This window comes from Pseudolactococcus hodotermopsidis, from assembly GCF_011170085.1.
Taxonomy (GTDB): Bacteria; Bacillota; Bacilli; order Lactobacillales; family Streptococcaceae; genus Pseudolactococcus; species Pseudolactococcus hodotermopsidis.
Map to the genome: position 1 here is coordinate 1 of NZ_BLLI01000016.1, position 19889 is coordinate 19889.

A 19889-nucleotide genomic window follows, 5' to 3' on the forward strand; every position below is an offset into this window, starting at 1 on the left:
AGATTCAAAGGTTGGACGTTTAACGCCAACTAGACGTTTAAAATGGCTATCGCTGAGTTTGCTGAGGGATTCATAGTTCATGACTATAGTATAACAAATTTTTTTATTTTTGGGAGAAGTCTAATATATTTTTAAATATTTTTGAAAAAACAAGTGACTTTTTCATGAATTTTCCGTTAAAAAACAACTATTCGTAAAAGATTCCGAAAATTATGTTTTAGATTAAACTTATGAAACGCCCGTGAAGATAGAGAGTTTACATTGGATGCTTGATGTTGTTTTTTCTGAAGATGCGTGTCAGCTCAAGTCGGACAATGCACAGAAAGTTTTAGATGTGTTTAGAAAACTTGGGATTCTGGCACACCGCACTTATTTGAAAAAGAAAAACAAGAAGAAAAGTGTGAAACAAAATCTTTTACAGTGCTTGTTAAATGAGCGTGTTTTGTGTGCTGTTATTGGAAATTTGTGATGTTGTTTGATAAATTAAATTTATGAAACGACCGTGGTAAAAAATAAACTATCACGTGACGGCAAACTAGGCTCACAACGTTGAGTATTCGTATGAGCTAATATATCCCCCACTGCCGTGTTATAAAACACCACAGAATGATTGTCCCACCATTCGCGAACTTGTTTTAGACTATTGTAACTATCCCAATCCCCAATGAATTTAGCAATATTTTCATTTTTGTAATCATCGTTATTTTCATAAAAATCATATATTTTTTCTAAAATAGTTATTTGCTCCTCAGTAAGATATTGAATTTCTTGCTTTTCATTATAAACTTGAAAAGATGGGCTTCTCAAGTGTTTTTTTGTTACTAAATTTAACCGAACATATCCGTCTCGCAATTCATGGTCGACAAGAATGCACTCAGGTATTCCTGCATTTAATAACATTTTTTTTGCTGAGTTGAATTCTTTAGACTCCTTTAGTATGCCTACATCAACATATCCATCTAATTGTTCAAAAATAACTTGATTAAATTTATTCGTGCCAAAAAAAGGAGGGGAAATTCTCACTGCACCTAAAATTTCTAAATTGTCTATCCATTCATTACCATTAGGTAATTTTTTACCATTCAACACATTAGTAAAGAAAGCATTAAAAGCACTAATATCTAATCTAAATTGGTATAAAAGTGCTAAAGAAGGGAGTAAAGCTGATACCGCATACACTACGGTTAAACCTAGTAATGCTTCTTCAGAAATTTCACCTACTATCTTGACAGCTTGACTTACACTTGATCGGATATTTCTATCTGTCCCGTTTTTTATTCTATGTGTCAGCAATTCTGATAATAATGAGCAATCCGCTAGACGCTCAGTTGATGCAGCCGTTTTCTGGGCATCTAAAATCAACATTTGAATACTTGGTTCTTTTAATTCATCTAATAGACTGTTTTTTACTAATTTGGGAATTAACTCATTAGCAAAAAGTTGAATACGCTTTTTAGCAATTTCTTGAGATTCTAGTGAATATTTTTTTATTGTTTCCTCAAGTTTTTCATCAATGATTTCTCTTGCTCGTTTCTCATCTATGCCCATTACAAAATTCATCTGCTCTGCTTGAAATTGTTGAGAACTATCTCCTGCCCTCTGTTGTTGTTTCTTTACCACCATTTCATTCTCCGATTTGAGTTTGTTTGGAATTATTTCCAGCTTTTTGTGATTGGCGAAAAGAGGATTTGATATTTTCACTATTATCACCAATCTCAGCGACAGAATCTGCTTTTCCTTGTTGATTCTGTTCAGAATCATTACCAGCAACTTGTTTTTGAACAAATTTATATTTGCGCTTTGCTACCTTAAAACCAGTAACACCGCCACCAATAGCACCTACTATAAGACCAATTATTGCCGTTCCTAATCCATCGAAAAACCATTTGCTAAATTCATACATTTCATCTCCTCCACATTGATTTATTTTAATATTTTGTTATACTCCATTATACCACACCAACACTCTCTTAAAGTTCGTTTATGGCGTTTGCCAGCGTCTATTTAACCTCTGAAACACGAGAAAGTCAAGGCTTTTGGCATTTGATTTCATTTGCAATTCGTGCTTAACTGTCTTAGGAACGGAAGATGTTCAAGCGCCAAAAATCGGCACGCTCGGCACAGTTCACGGCGTGGATGAGGTTGAAAAAACGAAACAAACCAATCTTAAAGTTGTGTTCACTGGTGAAAGTTGAATAAGTTGTTCCTAAAACATCGCTCTTTCAAAATTGATAATGCCACAAATTAATTCAGCTCGATAATCAAAGCGCCTTCTCCTCTTCATTCAACTCATGATTTTTAGAACGCTTTGCAGGAATAAAAGTATTTTCATGAAAATTAAGAATGCCTAGATAACCTAAATCAACAACAAGAAGGTCTTCTGGCAGAGTGCCACCTATGCTTTTCTTGAAAAGCTTAAAATCATGACATTGCCCTTCAGCGAAGACAAGACTCACGACACGATGAGTGGTCAAATCAAGCAAAACTTGTGTTTTCAAGGTATGTCGGTGTTTTTTTTTCCTGAATAGTGGTCACGTTTGTTTTTTTTGGACGTTGAATTGGACTTTCTGTCACATCAATCGCAAACCAATGATCCTTGTCTTTGACTCCCTCAATATCAAAACTCCCCTCTTCATGGAGCGTATTTTCTACCCAAGTGATGGTTCTTGAAACACAAGAAAGAGGCACATCAAAATCAAAAGCAATGAGACGTTGAGTGGGATAATGCCGCCAATACCGTAAAGTGAGCAAAAGCTGATTTTCTAAACTCAGGCAACGTGGGCGTCCGCCAGTCAGATGTTCTGCTTGATAAGCTTTGTTCAAAATTTCAAGCATATGAGTAAATGTCGAGCGCTTCACAACAATAAGTTGTTTGAATAAACTGTCATTGAGGGAGCTAGTTTTTGCGTAAATATCTGCCTAACATTAGTTTAACATTTTTTGTACGGTTTAGGAACAAGTCTAATATCGAGGACAAGATTTATAACTCAAGAAAGTTACTAACACATGAAATTCACTCAAAAGAATTTGATCAACCCAAAGAAAGCAAAAAAGAAAAACGCAAGTATGTTCCCCAACAATCCCACCCGTGGAAACTTGCATCTTTCGAAAAGTATCTCAGAAGAATCGGTAAGACGCTTCTGGAATATCAAGCTGAAAATTCAGCCTAAATCATAACTCAATAATATCAAAAATGGAATCTAAAAGCAAATTTTGCTTTAGCAAAACGTAACTCATGTTTAGACTTTTTTTGGGACATTTTCAATTTCGCTTGACATACATGATAAAAATAAATAAATTTTCTTGACAAACTAGACTATTTTAGTGTATAATTAAGTGGTTATGGCGGTATAGCCAAGTGGTAAGGCACGGCTCTGCAAAAGCTTGATCGTCGGTTCAAATCCGTCTACCGCCTTGAATTAACAATTTAATAAATAAAAAAATTCTCAGACATCTAATTATGTTTGAGAATTTTTAATGATTAGCCTTAATTCATAATTTGTAACTCATTACCAACCTTTTCAATACCTTCTGGCATTGTCCAATCGGGATTATCAGTTGTTGAAGCTAGATAGGTCATCATTTCCCGATAAACATCCAAAGCGAGGTAGAGTTTAGCGCCCCAAACAGGTGTCAAACGATTGTTATAACCCGTCCAAACTGCCATTGAATACTTGGGCGTGTAGCCGACAAAATTTTCATCTGGCGCAAGCGAACTTCCGTCATAGTAGCCGTCAGTTTCTACTTTGGCAACAACATCTGCCATGGCCATATCATATTGGGTATCATCATAGTTTGATGTCCCTGTTTTCCCTGCTTGATGTAAGTCTGGGATAACACCATTGGTCATCGTCCCATTAGTCAGAACGCCTTTAAGCATATCAGTTACAACATAAGCTGTTGTCGCTTTCATGGCACGAGTTCTAGTCGGTTTTAAGTCCGTTTCCTTACCTTCAGCATCAACAATCTTATTAACATAGTAAGGTTGGGTATAGATACCGCCAGCACTTAAACTCGCGTAGGCTGCAGCCATTTTTTCAGAACTTGCTCCCCATTCACTTCCTTGACCTCTATTATTACTTGAAATGGCGTTTGAGAACTCTATAAACGGAGAATATTTTATCCCGATACCTTCCAAAAAGCCTTGTGCTCTATCAAGACCGATCGCCTCAAGCGTTTTTACAGCGGGAATGTTTCGTGACCCCCAGATTGCTTTTCTAATCGTGATATTCCCCTGATAAAGCATATCCCAGTCATAGACAGGAATAGCGGTACCAGGATAGAGATACCACGTATCAGCAATAATATCGCCTGTTGATTTGTAAATACCATACTCATAAGCAGGCGCATAATCCGTAATTGTTTTCATCGTTGAGCCCCAATCACGGTTGGTTTCAACAGCTTGATTAGTGCCAAATGTAATATCTGTTGGTTGCTTACGTCCACCAAGCTGAGCAACAACAGCACCAGTATCAACATCAACAATCGTTGAAGCGACTTGGAACAAATCATCAGGATATTTCACATATTGATCCGTATTGAAAATATCCCAAAGTCTTTGTTGCGCAGCATTATCAAGCGGTGTGTAAATTTTCAACCCCGCTTTGTAAATATCAAGATCCGTCTTTTCTTCCACTTGTTGGATAACTTGTTTAATGTAATTATCCAAATAAAGTGGAATAGCTTTACTCGTTGGCTTGGGTTGTAAACCGTCTTCAATTGGTTTTGCGAGCGCATCATTCATCTCTTTTTCCGAGATTTTCTCGTATTTATACATAGACCGCAAAACCATATCTCGTCGTTCTTTGGCACGTGGATTTGAAATGATTTTATCAGGATCAGTTGACGCCTCTAGTTTTTGGAGTTCTTCAGGTTGAAGATCGTACTGAGGAACATATTTGCTATCAGGTGTGAGACGCGCATATTGAATATAGGGGTCATAGGTAACGGGTGCTTGTGGCATCCCCGCTAAGAGCGCAATCTGTGCCAAATTCAGAGATTTAAGGTCTTTGCCGAAATAGTTTTCAGCCGCCGTTTGCATCCCATAGTAACCATTTCCCAAATAAGTCTTGTTGATATAATAAGTAATAATCTCTTCTTTGGTGTTTTGGCGCTCCAGATTGACCGCCATCCAAGCCTCTTGCGCTTTCCGCTGGATTGTCGCATCCTCGGACTTAGTTGAGAAGAACGATAACTTGATGAGCTGCTGCGTCAAGGTTGAACCACCTTGCATAGTATCATTTTGCGTGTTATGAATAACTGACGACACGATACGATACGGGTCAACGCCACGATGCTTGAAAAAACGGTGATCCTCAATTGAGGTAATCGCATCAACCAACTCTAACGGAATATCCTTTGTGACAGCAAGTTCACGTTTTTCAATACTCAAATCAGCCATAACATTGCCGTCTTTGTCATAAATAACAGTGGATGGCTTGGAATTTAACTTAGAATCCTCGATTTCTGGTGCATCTTTGGCATAGTAAACGAAAAGCGCAACACCCGCCATAAAAGCAAGGATAATTGCAGTAAATATTGAAATCAAGAACCACTTGATAATTCGGATAACACGTAGATTCATTTTTCGTTTAGTTTGACGTCGTTGTAAAATGAGGCTCACCTCCTAATATTTTTTGGATACATTCAAGATAGGGAATACTGGGTATCTTATTGGTCGGAACTTCATAGCCATACTTTTCAATAAAAGCAAGCGAAATTGATTTTTGACCAGCATTTTTTTGATAAAATGGAATCAAATCCGCTGCTTTCAACAAAAAAGTTCGCGAAAGTGTTGTAAAATGTAGTAAAACAAATGCTAAACCATTTTGAGATAGAACCTTAGCCATATGCTCAATCTGGTGGTCATGAAAATTTTTCAGCGGAAAACTGGTTTTGTTCTGCGTTTCCTTGGCTTCAAAGTCAAGATAATGTCCCTGATAAACACCAGAATAGTCGGTCGTTGAGGCTTGCCTAAAATACGCTTCAGTAATTTTCGCACGACTTCGCTTGGGATAATCAACTTTTACAATTTGAATCGGTGTCGGCTTTTTGTGAATGACTGCCATACCATGCGCCAAATAATAAGTGTTGGTCGCATTGATTTCAGCTTCAAAATTCATACCACGTTTACCAAATGTTGACTTAGTCGGTGATTTGACCACCTTGCAGGGACGCATCGCAACACCTACTGGATAATTAACCATTTTTCCCCTTTCCAATAAATTAATTTATATAGTTCCTATTTTAACAAAATACAGTTATAATTATTATAACACAAATTAGAAATGGATAGTATTACAATATGAAAACATTGTTAGTAGTAGGGTACAGTGCTTTTGACGTTGGTATTTTTGATGAGAAAGACGTGAAATTAACGGTAATTAAGATAGCAATTCGCAAAAACTTAGAAAATTTTATCTCTGACGGCTTGGAATGGCTAATTTTTGGTGGTAATCTTGGCTTTGAATATTGGGTTTTGCAAGTTGCACTTGACATGAAAAAGGACGGCTACAATTTACAATTTGCTACGATTTTTCCCTTCAAAACACATGGTCAAAATTGGAATGAAAGCAATCAGGAGAAATTGAAATTGTTCAAAAACCTTGATTTTGTCCAATATGCCTTTGACGATTATCAAAATGCAAAACAATTCAGAGAATACAACGACTTTTTAATCAATAATGCCGAGGGTGCTTTCGTCTTTTATGATGAAGAAAATGAGACAAAACTTAAATATTTGATTGACAAATTTAAAACAACAGCTAACTTTTTTGTACAATTTTTACGATTTGATAACTTGCAAGAAATTGCAGATGAGATGAATGACATGTGAAACATTTAAAACGCTATTTCTTACACCGCACCACAGGGTATTTCTGTTCATTTTTGATAATCTTATTTTGAATCAATTCTGTCATATCTAGCCCCATATCGCTTGCCAACATCAGGCTGTAAATCATCACATCAGCAATTTCATCCTTGATATTTTCCAAATTTTCAGCGATAGCTATTTCACTCGTGTGCCATTGAAAATTTTCCAAAAGCTCCGCTGCCTCTAACGAAATAGATAAAGCAATATCTTTTTCATTGTGGGGTTGACGCCAATTTCTATCATCTCTAAATTGATTGATAGCTTTGATTAAATCATCCATGTATTTTCTCCTTTATTTGGACTTCAAGCTAATTTTTTTACGAAAGCGTTGCAACGCTTTCAGTATCATGTTTTTTATTATAGACTTGATTAACTTCTGTTAGTATAACAAATAACGTTATATTTTTCACGCTTGATAAGCTAAAAACGCCCAAATATAACTTTTAGGCGTTTTTAAATCAAAAATTTGGCAATGTTAAGTTAGAAAATTCTGCGAAAAATTCTAATAATTTAGCAATAACTAGCTCATTTTTTCCAGAAACATCATTTTCGACTTGCAAAACTAATAGAGGTTCATGCAAACTCATGCGCAAAAGAAACCAGCCTTGTCCATAATTACCAGTAAAATTCACACGAATCCCTTCTTCATTGTCCAAATCAGTTTTAAAATCTGCTATTTTAGCAATGAAATCAGCAAACGTGGCAATCACATTCTCGCCATAAAAACGATAATCGGAAAGATTAATCTTAAAACGAATTTCATTGGTTTCAACAGGCTGTGCCATTTCGGCGATAAGATCACTAATTTCGCGATTTTCAGTTTTTAATTGTGGCAAAAGCATGAGAATTTTTGCGATAACATAAGCGCCGTCATCTAAAAAATCATTCTCTCTAAACGCCGCATGACCACTCGTTTCAATCGCAAGCGGTGTATCAATGCCTTCGGCATTCAGCTCAATCGCCTTGTTAATGACATTGCGGTAACCACAAAGATAGCGAACTTGCTTGCCACCTAGCCGATTGATGAAATGTTTCAGGTGAGTCGAGGTCGGAGAATTTGTGACAATCGTCGCATTTGGCTCACTTTCTAAAACAATTTTCGCTAAAATTGCAATCAGATTATTCCGATTTAAAGTGTTGCCAAACTTGTCAACAATTGCACTACGGTCAACGTCAGTATCAAAAATCACACCTAAATCAGCATGATTATCAAGCACAGCTTGCCTAATACTTGCCATTGCCTCAGCATTATCAGGATTCGGGATATGATTTGGAAAATGACCGTCTGGCTCTAAAAACTGACTACCAGTTGTGTTTGCCCCCAACTCTACAAGGACTTTTTCCGCAAAAAAACCTGCTGCACCATTACCCGCATCAACAATAATTTTAAAACTTGCCAAAGGCTTATCAATCACTAAACCAGTTCCTTGGCGAATTTTTGCGACTAAATCTTGTGCATAAAGTGTCAACACTTCTCGACCAGAAAAATGACCAAGTTCCGCCGCCTCATTTGGTTCGGTGTGAGACAAAATGTAGGCAATATCTTCATGTTCAGCGCCACCTTCACGGCTGAAAATTTTGATACCATTGAAATAATAAGGCAGATGACTAGCCGTAATCATCACGCCCGCATCACAATTAAAATCAGGAAATTGTGTCGTTTTAAACATTGCTGGCGTTGTCGAAAGTCCAGTATCCACAGCGTTTGCGCCTTGTGAACGAATCCCTTTGATAAGCGCTGCTTTCAGCATTTCTCCTGATAAACGACTATCTTGACCGACCGCAATCGTGAGCTTTTGAGCGACTAATTCAGCACCCAAGCCTTTTTCTGCGACCAACCAATTCACGATACCGCGCCCAACTTGTTCAGCGATTTCTTCAGTCAATGTTATCTCAAATTCATCAGTGGCAATTGCGATACCACGGATGTCTGAGCCATTTTGCAAGTTTTCGATTGTCATAAGTAAGTTGCTCCTTTTGATATTACTCCTTCTCTATTATACTACTTTCCCTAAGACAGTTGCAAAAAAAAATGAAACTCTTACTCTGACTTTTAGGACAACTAATGGTATAATGATTTCAAATGACAAATATAAATTTTAAACAGCTTTTACAAAATAAAATGGTTCACAAACATTTCAGCGAGATGCGCTTGGGACTCGAAAAAGAAAGTCAACGCGTCACACTAGATGGTGCGCTTGCGACAACTAATCATCCTCAAATTTTGGGCAATCGGCGTTACCATCCTTATATTCAGACTGACTTTAGCGAGTCTCAAACTGAGCTCATCACACCTGTTACAAGCTCAAGCAAGGAAGCGCTCAACTATTTGGCAGCGATTCAGGAGGTCACATTACGTTCTATGCCAACAAATGAACTGCTTTGGCCACTGAGTATGCCACCTGTTCTCCCAGACGACGAATGCCAAATCAAAATTGCTCAGTTGGATAATTTTGAGGATGTGCTTTATCGTCGATATTTGGCAAAAACCTATGGCAAACGCAAGCAAATGGTCAGCGGTATTCATTACAATTTTGAATTTACGCATGATTTTTTAGAAAATGCTTTTGCTATGCAAAATAGCTATACTAATTTTGAAAATTTTCGTGATGATGTTTATCTCAAAGTTGCAAGTAATTATCTGCGACACCGCTATTTGATTGTTTATTTATTTGGCGCTGCACCTCTTGCAGAAAATGGTTATTTCAAATCAAGCGACGCCCAACCAACTGACTTTGTTCGCTCAATTCGTAGCAGTCAATATGGCTATACCAATCATCAAGATGTCACGTATTCTTTCAAATCTGTCAAGCGTTATATTGACGGTATTTATGATTTAGTTGATAGAGGTATTTTATCTGAAGAAAAGGAATTTTATGCGCCTGTTCGCTTGCGTGGTGGCAAAAAAGTTGCTGATTTGGCACGTTTTGGTGTGCAATATCTGGAAATTCGCAACATTGACTTAAATCCCTTTGAAACCTATGCTATTAGCGAGGCACAAATTGAATTTCTACATTTATTTTTAATGCTTATGCTTTATTTGCCTGATGATTTGCTTGATAATGATGAAAAAATTGCAATTGGTAATCAAATGAATGATGCCGTAGCGCTTGAAACGCCACTTTCACGACTTGGCTATGAAACAGAAGCTAGGGAATTATTTGCCCAATTAAAAGAAATGTTACAAACAATCAATGCTAACGAAAACACTTTTAACTTAGTTCAAACTTTTAAAGATTTGTTAAATCATCCCGAAAATACGCCCGCTGGGAAATTGACCAAGCAATTAGAAAGTCAAACAAATACTGAAATTGCAGTCAAACTTGCTAAACATTATCACCAAAAAGCTTGGAAAAAATCTTATCAGTTAGCAGGATTCAACGACATGGCACTCTCCACGCAAATTATTTTATTTGATGCCATTCAAGCAGGTATTGAGGTCGAGATTCTTGATAAAAACGAGCAATTTATTAAACTGACTTTCGGCAAACACATTGAATACGTAAAAAATGCCAATATGACAAGTCAAGACAGCTATATCGTGCCTTTGATAATGGCAAATAAAACGGTCACAAAGAAAATTTTAGCCAAACATGGTTTTCCTGTACCAGCTGGTCGCGAATATGGCGCAATTAACGATGCTTTGGCTGATTTTAGCTACTTTGAGGGAAAAGCGATTGTTATCAAACCCAAGTCTAGCAACTACGGAATTGGTATCTCTATTTTCAAAAATGGTGCTAGTTTGATTGCTTATCAAACCGCTCTTAACATCGCTTTTTCTGAAGATTCCGATATTATTATCGAGCCATTTATCACAGGTACCAAGTACCGTTTCTTTGTGATAAATGGTAAAACCAAAGCCGTCCTACTTCGCGTGCCTGCAAATGTTATAGGCGACGGAAAAAGGACAATTTCAGAACTGGTTGCACTCAAAAATCAGAATAGCTTGCGTGGTTTAAATCATCGTGCACCACTCGAAAAAATTAGTTTAGGTAAAATTGAACAACTTATGTTGAAAGCACAAGGTTTGACACCCGACAGCCTACTTTCTGACGGTAAAGTTGCCTATCTGCGTGAAAATTCAAATATTTCAACAGGTGGCGATTCGATTGATGTTACCGATAGCATGCCTGACAGCTATAAGCAACAGGCTGAAAACGCCGTTAAAGCGCTTGGTGCAATGATTTGCGGAATTGATTTGATTATTCCTGATAAAAATGTCGCTGATAATTTTAGTATTATTGGAGCCAATTTTAATCCTGCCATGTACATGCACATTTATCCATTTTCAGGTCAAGGACGGCGATTGACAATGGACGTGTTGCGACTATTGTTTCCTGAGTTGTCCTAACTAGCCTATGCTTATTTTTAAGACTTTTTATAACAGAAAACCTTGTAAATTCAGCATTTACAAGGTTTTTAATTTTTCGTAATCCCAAAACAAGAACCCTTTAATATTAAAAGATTCTCGCTTATCATTTGGTAATTAGCCCACAGACCCTTCCATCTCATAAGCAATCAAGCGATTCAGCTCAACCGCATACTCCATCGGCAATTCCTTGGTAAATGGCTCAACAAAGCCCATAACAATCATCTCAGTCGCCTCGGTTTCAGTCAAACCACGGCTCATCAGATAGTAAAGTTGCTCCTCAGAAATTTTCGACACCTTCGCCTCATGCTCAAGCGCTACTTGTGAATTGTGAATCTCATTGAACGGCACCGTGTCCGACTTAGAAATATCGTCCATGATAATCGTATCACACTCGATATGGCTGACCGATTTTTTCGATGCCTTGTTAAAGGTTACTTGTCCGCGATAGTTGACCTCGCCACCACCTTTGGCAATGGACTTAGAAACAATTGAACTCGATGTATTTGGCGCGTTGTGAATCATTTTAGCCCCAGTATCTTGAATTTGGGAATGATTGGCAAAAGCGATAGATAACATCGTACCACGAGCACCTGGACCGTCCAAATAAACTGCTGGATATTTCATTGTAATCGCAGCTCCCAAATTACCGTCAATCCATTCTACCGTTGCATTATCGAGCGCGCAAGCACGTTTTGTCACAAGATTGTAGACATTATCCGACCAATTTTGAATCGTTGAATAGCGAACATAAGCACCCTCTAAAGCGAAAATCTCAACAACTGCCGCATGAAGCGAGTTGCTATTGTAAGTCGGCGCCGTACAGCCCTCAACATAATGCACGCTCGCGCCCTCATCAACGACAATCAAGGTCCGCTCAAACTGCCCCGTATTTTCATTGTTAATGCGGAAATACGTCTGCAAAGGAATATCAACTTTGACTCCTTTTGGCACATAGATGAAAGTACCACCCGACCAAACAGCAGAGTTTAGCGCCGCCAATTTATTATCAGTCGGCGGAACAAGTTTAGCGAAATATTTCTTGAAAATTTCGGGATACTCTTTCAAGGCTGAATCTGTGTCCGTAAAGACGATGCCGAGCTTGGTAAACTCATCTTTCATATTGTGATAGACCACTTCTGACTCATATTGCGCAGAAGCTCCCGCCAGATAAGCACGCTCAGCCTCTGGAATGCCAATACGCTCAAAAGTTTCCTTGATTTTCTCAGGCACATCCTCCCAAGAACGCGCAGGTTTATCAGACGGTTTTTGATAATAAATAATATCATCAAAATTGACCACTGACAAGTCAGCACCCCAATCAGGGAGCGACATCTTGTGAAATGCTTTGAGTGATTTCAATCGAAAATCAAGCATCCATTCAGGTTCATCTTTGGCTGCCGAAATCTCACGGACAACCGCCTCCGTCAAGCCCTTACCAGTTGAATAAATCGGTGTCACATCATCATGAAAACCAAACTGATAATCACCTAAATCAACTTCTTCTATGTTGGGTTTGATAATATCTTCTGTCATATTATTTTGTTGCCTTTCTTTTATGATTTAATACGTAGCGATAAATTAGCGATATTATATCGCTAATCAACGCCAATTTTCTGGACTTGTATAAAGAAAATCTTTCGCCCGTTCTGCCCCATAATACCGTGTCAAAAAGTCACGTTTATAAGCCCAAAAAGCTGTCTCATTTCCCGTCAATTTCTGACGAATTTCTTCTACCGTTTTGACAACAAAACGCTCGTTATGGATACTTGCCAAAACCATACCCGTTACCTCGTTTGCCTTAAATAAATGGCGGAGATAAGCCTTTGTATGATTTAAACACGTATAACAATCACAATCGCTATCAATCGGTGTGAAATCAGCCTCAAATTTCTTATTGGTAATATTAATCCGACCGTCATAAGTGAAAATCGCACCATTTCTGGCTTGGCGAGTAGGAGCTACGCAATCAAACGTATCACAGCCAAATTCCACACCGAGAAACAAATCAGCAGGTTGTGCGCCCATACCTAATAAATGACGTGGTTTATTTTCAGGTAAAGTCTCATTTATCCAAGTCAACACATCAGGCAATTCTTCGGGTTGAAATGTCCCGCCAATGCCGAATCCGTCAAATTGTTCGCCTGTTTCTAATGTCAAAGAACCGAGGAAACTAGCACTCTCGCGACGGAAATCTTCTTCTCGCGCACCTTGGACAACACCAAATAGCGCTTGCTGCGGTTCTCCGTTTTCAAAATGCGCAGCATTTAAACCCACATGGCGTTTCAGCGACCGTTCCGCCCAAGCATGTGTCGTATCAAGCGCCGACTTAATCTGCTCGCGCCCAGACAGTGGCGATGTCAGCTCATCAAAAGCCATATGAATATCGGCGGCAATTTGGTGCTGTAACTCCATGGAATACTCGGGTGTCATGAAAATCTTATCGCCGTTGAGGTGGCTCTTAAACCACACGCCCTCCTTGTCAACCTTGGTTAGCTGGTCCTTACTCATCACAGCATTTTCAGCCGACCCTTTAGTCGTGTGACTGGTCGCATCAAGCCCCTTTTTGTAAGCCATACCTAGCGAAAAAACTTGAAAACCGCCCGAGTCCGTATACATCGGCTTGTCATAGTTCATAAATTTGTGAATCCCACCCGCTTTGGCGAGCAAATCCGCACCAGGTCGCAACATCAGATGATAGGTATTTGACAGGATCGATTGTGCACCAAGCGCATTGATTTCAGCGTTAGTCAGCGTTTTCATGGTTGCAGCAGTCGCTGCGCCAATGTAGGCTGGAGTCTGTATGTCGCCATGCGGTGTCGAAATCGTCCCACTTCGCGCCAAAGTATTTGGTATTTTGTGATGAATCTCAAAATTCAGTGCTCTGTTATTTTTCGTCATTTTATTTGTGTCCTGATAGGTTAGAAACTTTAGAATTGCCGTCATTTTCCAAGGCTTTTTGCAGCGCATGCCAAGATAAGGTAGCGCATTTGATACGCTGAGGAAATTTGACAACACCCGATAACAATGCTGCATCGCCTAATGCCTCTTGCTTATCATCTTCTTGTCCTTGCACCATTTCTGAGAAAATGTCTGCGAATCCTAACGCCTCTTCTACTGTTTTACCAATAACAGCATCAGTCATCATTGAGGCCGAGGCTGTCGAAATGGTGCAACCCGAACCGTCAAAAGCAATATCAGAAATGATGTCGCCGTCAAGTTTTAGCGTGAGTTTAATCACATCACCACAAGTCGGATTGTTAAGATTAGCTGTCATGCCATCAAGCAACTCGCCATGATGGTGCGGATGACTCGAATGGTCGAGAATAACTTGGCGGTAAAGATTATCAAGTTTGGATAATGCCATAATTTTCTACTTTCTTTCTAAGATAATATACGTTTAATAATGTAAATGATAACTAATACTGCCGAGCCAAATGATAAAGTCAAGAGTGATTTATCAGCCTCTTTTTTACCAAATAGCTTAGAAAACAACGAAAATAATAACATACCAGTCAAGCCACCAAATGTATTGACTAGCAAATCTGTTACATCAGTCGCCCCAACAGCCAAAAGATATTGTAAAATTTCAAGTAATAGACTTGTTAAGAAAATTATCATCAATTCCTTAACAAACGACCATTTTTCAAAAAGACTGATGAGAAAACAACCGTAAGGAATGAAGATGACAAAATTAAACGCCACCTCCGCTCTACCGCCAGAAGCGCTAAACGGACTCAGATTTAAAGAACGCGTACTATTATAAACCCCTTGATAAATAAAATCAAGAATATCAAGTCTCATCTTAAACAAAATGACCCAAACTAGAACGATAAGATAAGAAATAAATAAAATTTTCATTTTCATCTGCTGTCCTACTTTCAGTTTTGATTGGCTTTAGACTATTTTTCCTTAAAAATGTTGATAAAAAGGTCAGATTTTAATTTAAACACATTTTTTAAGGCGAAACAGGCTTAAACACCAAAAAATGCTTTCGTCGCTTTAATTGCCTCAATAATTTTATCGCACTCCTCAAAAGTGTTATAAATATAGAAACTGGCACGCGCCGTTGCAGGTACATCAAGATAATTTATCAGCGGTTGCGCACAATGGTGCCCCGCACGTACAGCAACACCCTCCATATCAAGCGCCGTCGCCACATCATGCGGGTGCAAATTCGCCAAATTAAAAGAAATCACACCGCCACGTTTAGTGTTATTTTTTGGTCCGTAAATGGTCAAGCCGTCAATCTCGCATAATTTTGGCATAACATAGTCAATCAGCGCCATTTCATGCTGACGAATGTTGTCTAAGCCAATTTCTGTCAGATAATCAACCGCTGCACCAAGCCCAATAGCACCCGCAATATTTGGTGTTCCTGCCTCAAATTTCCAAGGTAATTCTTTCCAAGTCGCTGATTGTTCGTAGACAAAATCAATCATCTCACCACCAAATTCAATCGGATTCATGCGATTAAGAAGCTCTTCTTTGCCATAAAGCACACCGATACCAGTCGGCGCTGCCATTTTATGACCGCTGAGTGCAAAGAAATCACAGTCCAATTCTTGCACATCAATCATCATATGTGGCGCTGATTGCGCACCATCGACAACCATAATCGCACCATGAGCATGAGCAATCTGCCCAATTTCCTTGACAGGATTAATCGTCCCTAGAACATTTGAAACATGAGTAATACTGACAAATTTCGTTTTATCAGTGATTTTAGCACGCAAATCTGCCATGTCTAGCTCACCATTTTTCAAGTAAACGAACTTTAGGACAGCACCTGTTTTCTCAGCCGCCTGTTGCCAAGGGATGATATTTGAGTGATGGGCCATGATTGAAATCACGATTTCTTCATCAGGCTGTAAAATCTGCTCAGCAAACTTTGCCACCCAGTTAAGCCCAGTCGTCGTCCCACGCGTGAACAAAATTTCCTTGCGCGACTTGGCGTTGATGAAAGCACGAAGTTTATCACGACTCGCCTCATAATCAGCCGTCGCACGCTCAGCTAATGTGTGAACGCCACGATGAACATTGGCATTATCATGCTCATAATAGTTGCAAACAGCGTCCAAAACTTGCTTGGGTTTCTGCGTTGTTGCCGCATTGTCTAGGTAAACTAGCGGTTCATCGTTGACAATTTGGTTGAGAATTTGAAAATCTTTGCGAATTTTCTGGGTGTCTAGTGACATAGCAACTCCTAACTTAGCGTTTAACTTTTACCGCTTATCCAACTTCATCTCAATCACACCAATCATCTCATCGCGTACAGCTTTAACAGGGATTTCAGAGATAACCGAGCCAAGGAAACCGCGAATGACGAGACGTTCAGCCGTATCCTTGTCCAGACCACGACTCATCAGATAGTACATATCCTCGGGGTCAACTTGTCCGATAGAGGCCGCATGCCCCGCCGTTACATCATTTTCATCAATCAAAAGAATCGGATTGGCATCACTACGTGCCTTGTCAGATAGCATGAGAACACGGCTTTCTTGCTGCGCATCAGCGCCTTTAGCGCCACGGATAATGTGACCGATACCATTAAAAGTCAGCGTGCCAGATTCGAGAATCACACCATGTTGTAAAATATGCCCAACAGAATGTGGCGCAAAATTAGTCACGCGCGTATCAATGCCTTGAACCTGTTTGCCAGATGAAATCGCAACAGCTTTCAACTCAGCGTGCGAGCCTTCACCAACCAAATCGCTATCAAAATCAGCGACAACATCGCCCTCATTCATAACACCGAGATTCCAATCAATCTGTGCATTTTTGCTTAAACGACCACGACGACTGATAAATGTCGTCAGACTTTTACCCAAGCGGTCAATGGCTGAAAATTTGACTTGTGCGCCTTCAAGTGCCACAACTTCAACCGCAATATTAGCGGTATTTTTAACTGAATTTTGACCAAGACTTTCAAAACGCTCTAAATAAGAAAGTTTTGAATTTTTACCAACAATAATCAAAATATGTTTGTTAAAAGGCACATTTTCATCAGAATCTTGATAGAAAACACCCTCAACTGGCACGTTGATTTCAACATTATCAGGCACATACAAAACAGCTGCCGAATTAAAATAAGCTGTATGATAAGCAGTCAATTTATCTTCGTCAAATGGCAAAGCTGACCCAAAATATTGTGCCAATATTTCTGGCATTTCTGTCAAGGCTGTATAAAAATCTGTGAAAATCACCCCTTTATTTGCCATATCGGGTGACATCTGCTCAAAAATTGTTCGTGTACCGACTTGAATTAGCTTAGGATTTTCGCCCAGTTGCGTGAAATCTGGCACATTTTGAGAATCAGCAGATTCGGCAATTTCACCTGTCCCAAAGTTAAAACGCTCTAACTTCACACGTTGAATTGACGGGAGTTCAAGTTGACTTATCTTGTCAAATGCCGCTTGTCGGCGCGCTTGCAACCATTCTGGCTCCGCATGGGCTTGCGAAAAAGCAATCATCTTTTCTTTCGTCATATCACGCCTCTTCTTTATACTCAATACCAAGTTCCTTAGCAATGCCGTGGTAGCCTTCTGTTTCAAGGCGACTAGCGAGTTCAGCGCCACCCGTCATGACCACACGCCCCTCCATCATCACGTGAACAACATCAGGTGTGATATAGTTGAGCAGGCGTTGATAATGCGTGATAATCAGCGCACCAAATTTTTCGCCACGCATGGCATTAACACCTTTTGACACAACTTTGAGCGCATCAATATCAAGACCCGAGTCAATTTCATCAAGAATCGCAAATTTGGGTTCAAGCATGAGCAATTGGAGAATTTCATTGCGTTTTTTCTCGCCACCAGAAAAGCCTTCGTTGAGATAACGTTCAGCCATATCTTCGTGCATAGCAAGCAAAGCCATTTTGTCGTCTAATTTTTTGAGAAAAGCCATGACACCAATTTTATCCTCTTCTGCGCGCCCCGCATTCATGGCAGCTCGCATAAATTCAGCATTGGTAATGCCCGCAATTTCGCTTGGATATTGCATAGCAAGGAAAAGTCCGAGACGCGCACGTTCATCAACTTCCAATTCCAAAATATTTTCGCCATCAAGCAAGATTTCGCCTTGTGTCACTTCAAAATTCGGGTTACCCATAATAGCTGCTGACAAAGTTGATTTACCAGTTCCATTTGGTCCCATAATCGCATGAATTTCATTGGTATTTATCGTCAGATTAACACCTTTGAGGATTTCTTTTTCTTCGACACGAACGTGTAAATCTTTGATTTCTAATGTTGACATAGTTTCCTCCATATTATATTATCTGAATTTGACAATTTTCGCTAATAACAGCGTTTATCATCACTATTATCAGATATTATCTTTATTTTAACAAAAAATCAGATAGAAAAAAATTATTCTGTCTGAAAATTTCTTATTTTCGTCGTTTATCCCGTAACTTTTGCTTTCTGCGTACCTTGCGATTTTGCCGAACTTCCTGTCGATAGGCTGAATTGCCAACATATTCGATTAGATTAAGTAAGGGTGTTCGATTTTCACCCCAAACACCGACCATTTCAATCAAAATATCAAGCCCAATGAGACTAAATACAAGTAAGAAAATTCCCCCCCAACGCGAAGAAACATTTAGTATTAGCGCAATGAAAGAAAAAATACTTGCGATACCGTAAATAACCAAAACTGCCGCATGTTGTGTCAAGCCGAGACTTAAAAGTCTGTGATGTAAGTGCATGCGATCCGCTTCAGCAATGCTACCACCATTGAGTTTTCGACGAACCACGGCAACCAAGGTATCAGTTATCGGCACACCCAAAATCAACATCGGTGTTAAAACCGCCACAGCAGTCGCATTTTTTAAGCCTTGTAATGATAACACAGCAATCATAAAGCCTAAGAATAATGCACCCGTATCCCCCATATAAATCACGGCAGACGGAAAATTATAAGGGAAAAAGCCCGCAATCGCTGCCACCAAAACAAAAATCGTAATCGGCAAGTAAACATTAGGCGTCTCCAAAAAGAAGTAAGCAACAAGCCCCATAGTGGTTAAACTGATAATCGAGACACCACCTGCAAGACCGTCAAGACCGTCAATCAGATTGACAGCATTCGTGATCGCAAGAATCCAAAAAATGGTCGCAAAAAAGGACAGCCACTCTGGAAAAATCAAGTTCGGACCACCAAAAGGAATCTTAAAATTTTCTATGTGACTATTGGTAAAAAACCAAATGACACAAGCTCCCGCGACTTGCCCAAGTAATTTCGTCTTGGCACCAAGCTCAACAATATCGTCAATGAACCCCGTTAAAGCAACAATTCCACCACCTAAAACAAAGGGTAAAATATAACGAAAATAAGTTGCTTCAACCAAATGATGATTGGCAAGACCAACAATTCGCGGTAAAACAAAAAGTGTGATACTAGAAAAGGCAACAACAATTGCCACACCTCCCGCTGACGGCATGGGTTTAGCATTGATTCGCCGAGCATTCGGCTTATCCACCGCACCAATCTTATGCGAGATAAGAATCATAAGCGGTGTCAAAATCAACGCAATTATCATCGTCACAATCAGTATCAAGATATATTTAAATGAAAATGAAAGCTCAGTTAAGTTTTGCATATACTTCCATTATAACAAAAAACCGCCCAAAAGAGCAGTTTTCA

Annotated in this window: 20 protein-coding genes, 1 tRNA gene and 1 pseudogene; 6 read left to right on the forward strand and 16 right to left on the reverse strand. The window is 39.2% G+C overall.

Annotated features, from left to right (window positions below):
- Window positions 1-265: 265 nt before the first annotated feature.
- Window positions 266-469, forward strand: coding sequence for a hypothetical protein (locus Hs30E_RS03900; protein ID WP_172208135.1), 204 nt, complete (start codon window positions 266-268; stop codon window positions 467-469).
- Between the two features lie 20 nt (window positions 470-489).
- Here the strand turns inward: Hs30E_RS03900 and Hs30E_RS03905 are convergent, their stop codons facing one another.
- Both Hs30E_RS03905 and Hs30E_RS03910 read right to left on the reverse strand, forming a co-directional pair.
- Window positions 490-1620, reverse strand: a complete 1131-nt coding sequence (locus tag Hs30E_RS03905) for an LPO_1073/Vpar_1526 family protein (RefSeq protein ID WP_172208137.1) — start codon at window positions 1618-1620, stop codon at window positions 490-492.
- Between the two features lie 4 nt (window positions 1621-1624).
- Window positions 1625-1903, reverse strand: coding sequence for a hypothetical protein (locus Hs30E_RS03910; protein ID WP_172208139.1), 279 nt, complete (start codon window positions 1901-1903; stop codon window positions 1625-1627).
- Window positions 1904-2036: 133 nt separating this feature from the next.
- On the opposite strand from Hs30E_RS03910, the gene Hs30E_RS03915 reads away from it, so the two are divergent.
- On the forward strand, window positions 2037-2195 hold the full coding sequence (locus tag Hs30E_RS03915; RefSeq protein WP_172208141.1) for a hypothetical protein: 159 nt from the start codon (window positions 2037-2039) through the stop codon (window positions 2193-2195).
- Window positions 2196-2261: 66 nt separating this feature from the next.
- Here Hs30E_RS03915 and Hs30E_RS11500 read toward each other — a convergent pair whose 3' ends face one another.
- Window positions 2262-2498 carry a transposase gene (locus Hs30E_RS11500; protein WP_371864133.1) on the reverse strand — a complete coding sequence of 79 codons (237 nt, stop codon included), beginning with the start codon at window positions 2496-2498 and terminating at the stop codon, window positions 2262-2264.
- Window positions 2476-2835: a helix-turn-helix domain-containing protein gene (locus tag Hs30E_RS11505; RefSeq protein ID WP_371864134.1), complete on the reverse strand. Its 360-nt coding sequence runs from the start codon at window positions 2833-2835 to the stop codon at window positions 2476-2478. The genes Hs30E_RS11500 and Hs30E_RS11505 overlap by 23 nt, the downstream gene beginning before the upstream one ends.
- Window positions 2836-2963: 128 nt before the next feature.
- On the opposite strand from Hs30E_RS11505, the pseudogene Hs30E_RS03925 reads away from it, so the two are divergent.
- Together Hs30E_RS03925 and Hs30E_RS03930 are read left to right on the forward strand one after the other, a co-directional pair.
- Window positions 2964-3170 (forward strand): annotated as a pseudogene (locus tag Hs30E_RS03925) (ISNCY family transposase); the annotation flags it as partial.
- 174 nt (window positions 3171-3344) lie between these two features.
- Window positions 3345-3415, forward strand: a tRNA-Cys gene (locus tag Hs30E_RS03930).
- A 72-nt stretch (window positions 3416-3487) separates the two neighbouring features.
- On the opposite strand, the gene Hs30E_RS03935 is transcribed toward Hs30E_RS03930, so the two are convergent.
- Together Hs30E_RS03935 and recU are read right to left on the reverse strand one after the other, a co-directional pair.
- Complete coding sequence (locus Hs30E_RS03935; protein WP_228461986.1) at window positions 3488-5584, reverse strand: transglycosylase domain-containing protein; 2097 nt, start codon at window positions 5582-5584, stop codon at window positions 3488-3490.
- 7 nt (window positions 5585-5591) lie between these two features.
- Entirely contained in the window at window positions 5592-6206 is a 615-nt protein-coding gene (gene recU, locus Hs30E_RS03940) for a Holliday junction resolvase RecU (protein ID WP_172208145.1), read from the reverse strand.
- Between the two features lie 98 nt (window positions 6207-6304).
- On the opposite strand from recU, the gene Hs30E_RS03945 reads away from it, so the two are divergent.
- Entirely contained in the window at window positions 6305-6835 is a 531-nt protein-coding gene (locus Hs30E_RS03945; protein ID WP_172208147.1) for an SLOG family protein, read from the forward strand.
- Between the two features lie 13 nt (window positions 6836-6848).
- Here the strand turns inward: Hs30E_RS03945 and Hs30E_RS03950 are convergent, their stop codons facing one another.
- Both Hs30E_RS03950 and Hs30E_RS03955 read right to left on the reverse strand, forming a co-directional pair.
- Entirely contained in the window at window positions 6849-7154 is a 306-nt protein-coding gene (locus tag Hs30E_RS03950; protein WP_172208149.1) for a nucleotide pyrophosphohydrolase, read from the reverse strand.
- A 178-nt stretch (window positions 7155-7332) separates the two neighbouring features.
- Entirely contained in the window at window positions 7333-8835 is a 1503-nt protein-coding gene (locus Hs30E_RS03955) for a phosphohexomutase domain-containing protein (protein WP_172208151.1), read from the reverse strand.
- Window positions 8836-8957: 122 nt separating this feature from the next.
- On the opposite strand from Hs30E_RS03955, the gene gshAB reads away from it, so the two are divergent.
- Window positions 8958-11225, forward strand: coding sequence for a bifunctional glutamate--cysteine ligase GshA/glutathione synthetase GshB (gene gshAB / locus Hs30E_RS03960; protein WP_172208153.1), 2268 nt, complete (start codon window positions 8958-8960; stop codon window positions 11223-11225).
- Window positions 11226-11360: 135 nt separating this feature from the next.
- On the opposite strand, the gene sufB is transcribed toward gshAB, so the two are convergent.
- The 8 genes from sufB to Hs30E_RS04000 all read right to left on the reverse strand — a co-directional run bounded on the left by sufB (window position 11361) and on the right by Hs30E_RS04000 (window position 19845).
- On the reverse strand, window positions 11361-12779 hold the full coding sequence (gene sufB, locus Hs30E_RS03965; protein ID WP_172208155.1) for a Fe-S cluster assembly protein SufB: 1419 nt from the start codon (window positions 12777-12779) through the stop codon (window positions 11361-11363).
- A gap of 66 nt (window positions 12780-12845) precedes the next feature.
- Window positions 12846-14144 (reverse strand): tRNA guanosine(34) transglycosylase Tgt, encoded by a 1299-nt coding sequence (gene tgt / locus Hs30E_RS03970; RefSeq protein ID WP_172208157.1) that lies wholly within the window; start codon window positions 14142-14144, stop codon window positions 12846-12848.
- A gap of 1 nt (window position 14145) precedes the next feature.
- Window positions 14146-14610: a Fe-S cluster assembly sulfur transfer protein SufU gene (gene sufU, locus Hs30E_RS03975; RefSeq protein ID WP_172208159.1), complete on the reverse strand. Its 465-nt coding sequence runs from the start codon at window positions 14608-14610 to the stop codon at window positions 14146-14148.
- A gap of 17 nt (window positions 14611-14627) precedes the next feature.
- Entirely contained in the window at window positions 14628-15104 is a 477-nt protein-coding gene (locus Hs30E_RS03980) for a VanZ family protein (protein ID WP_172208161.1), read from the reverse strand.
- A 113-nt stretch (window positions 15105-15217) separates the two neighbouring features.
- Window positions 15218-16441: a cysteine desulfurase gene (locus Hs30E_RS03985; RefSeq protein ID WP_172208163.1), complete on the reverse strand. Its 1224-nt coding sequence runs from the start codon at window positions 16439-16441 to the stop codon at window positions 15218-15220.
- 27 nt (window positions 16442-16468) lie between these two features.
- Window positions 16469-17731 carry a Fe-S cluster assembly protein SufD gene (gene sufD / locus Hs30E_RS03990; protein ID WP_172208165.1) on the reverse strand — a complete coding sequence of 421 codons (1263 nt, stop codon included), beginning with the start codon at window positions 17729-17731 and terminating at the stop codon, window positions 16469-16471.
- Between the two features lies 1 nt (window position 17732).
- Entirely contained in the window at window positions 17733-18503 is a 771-nt protein-coding gene (gene sufC, locus Hs30E_RS03995) for a Fe-S cluster assembly ATPase SufC (protein WP_172208167.1), read from the reverse strand.
- 133 nt (window positions 18504-18636) lie between these two features.
- On the reverse strand, window positions 18637-19845 hold the full coding sequence (locus Hs30E_RS04000) for a glycosyltransferase family 4 protein (protein WP_172208169.1): 1209 nt from the start codon (window positions 19843-19845) through the stop codon (window positions 18637-18639).
- Between the last annotated feature and the right edge of the window lie 44 nt (window positions 19846-19889).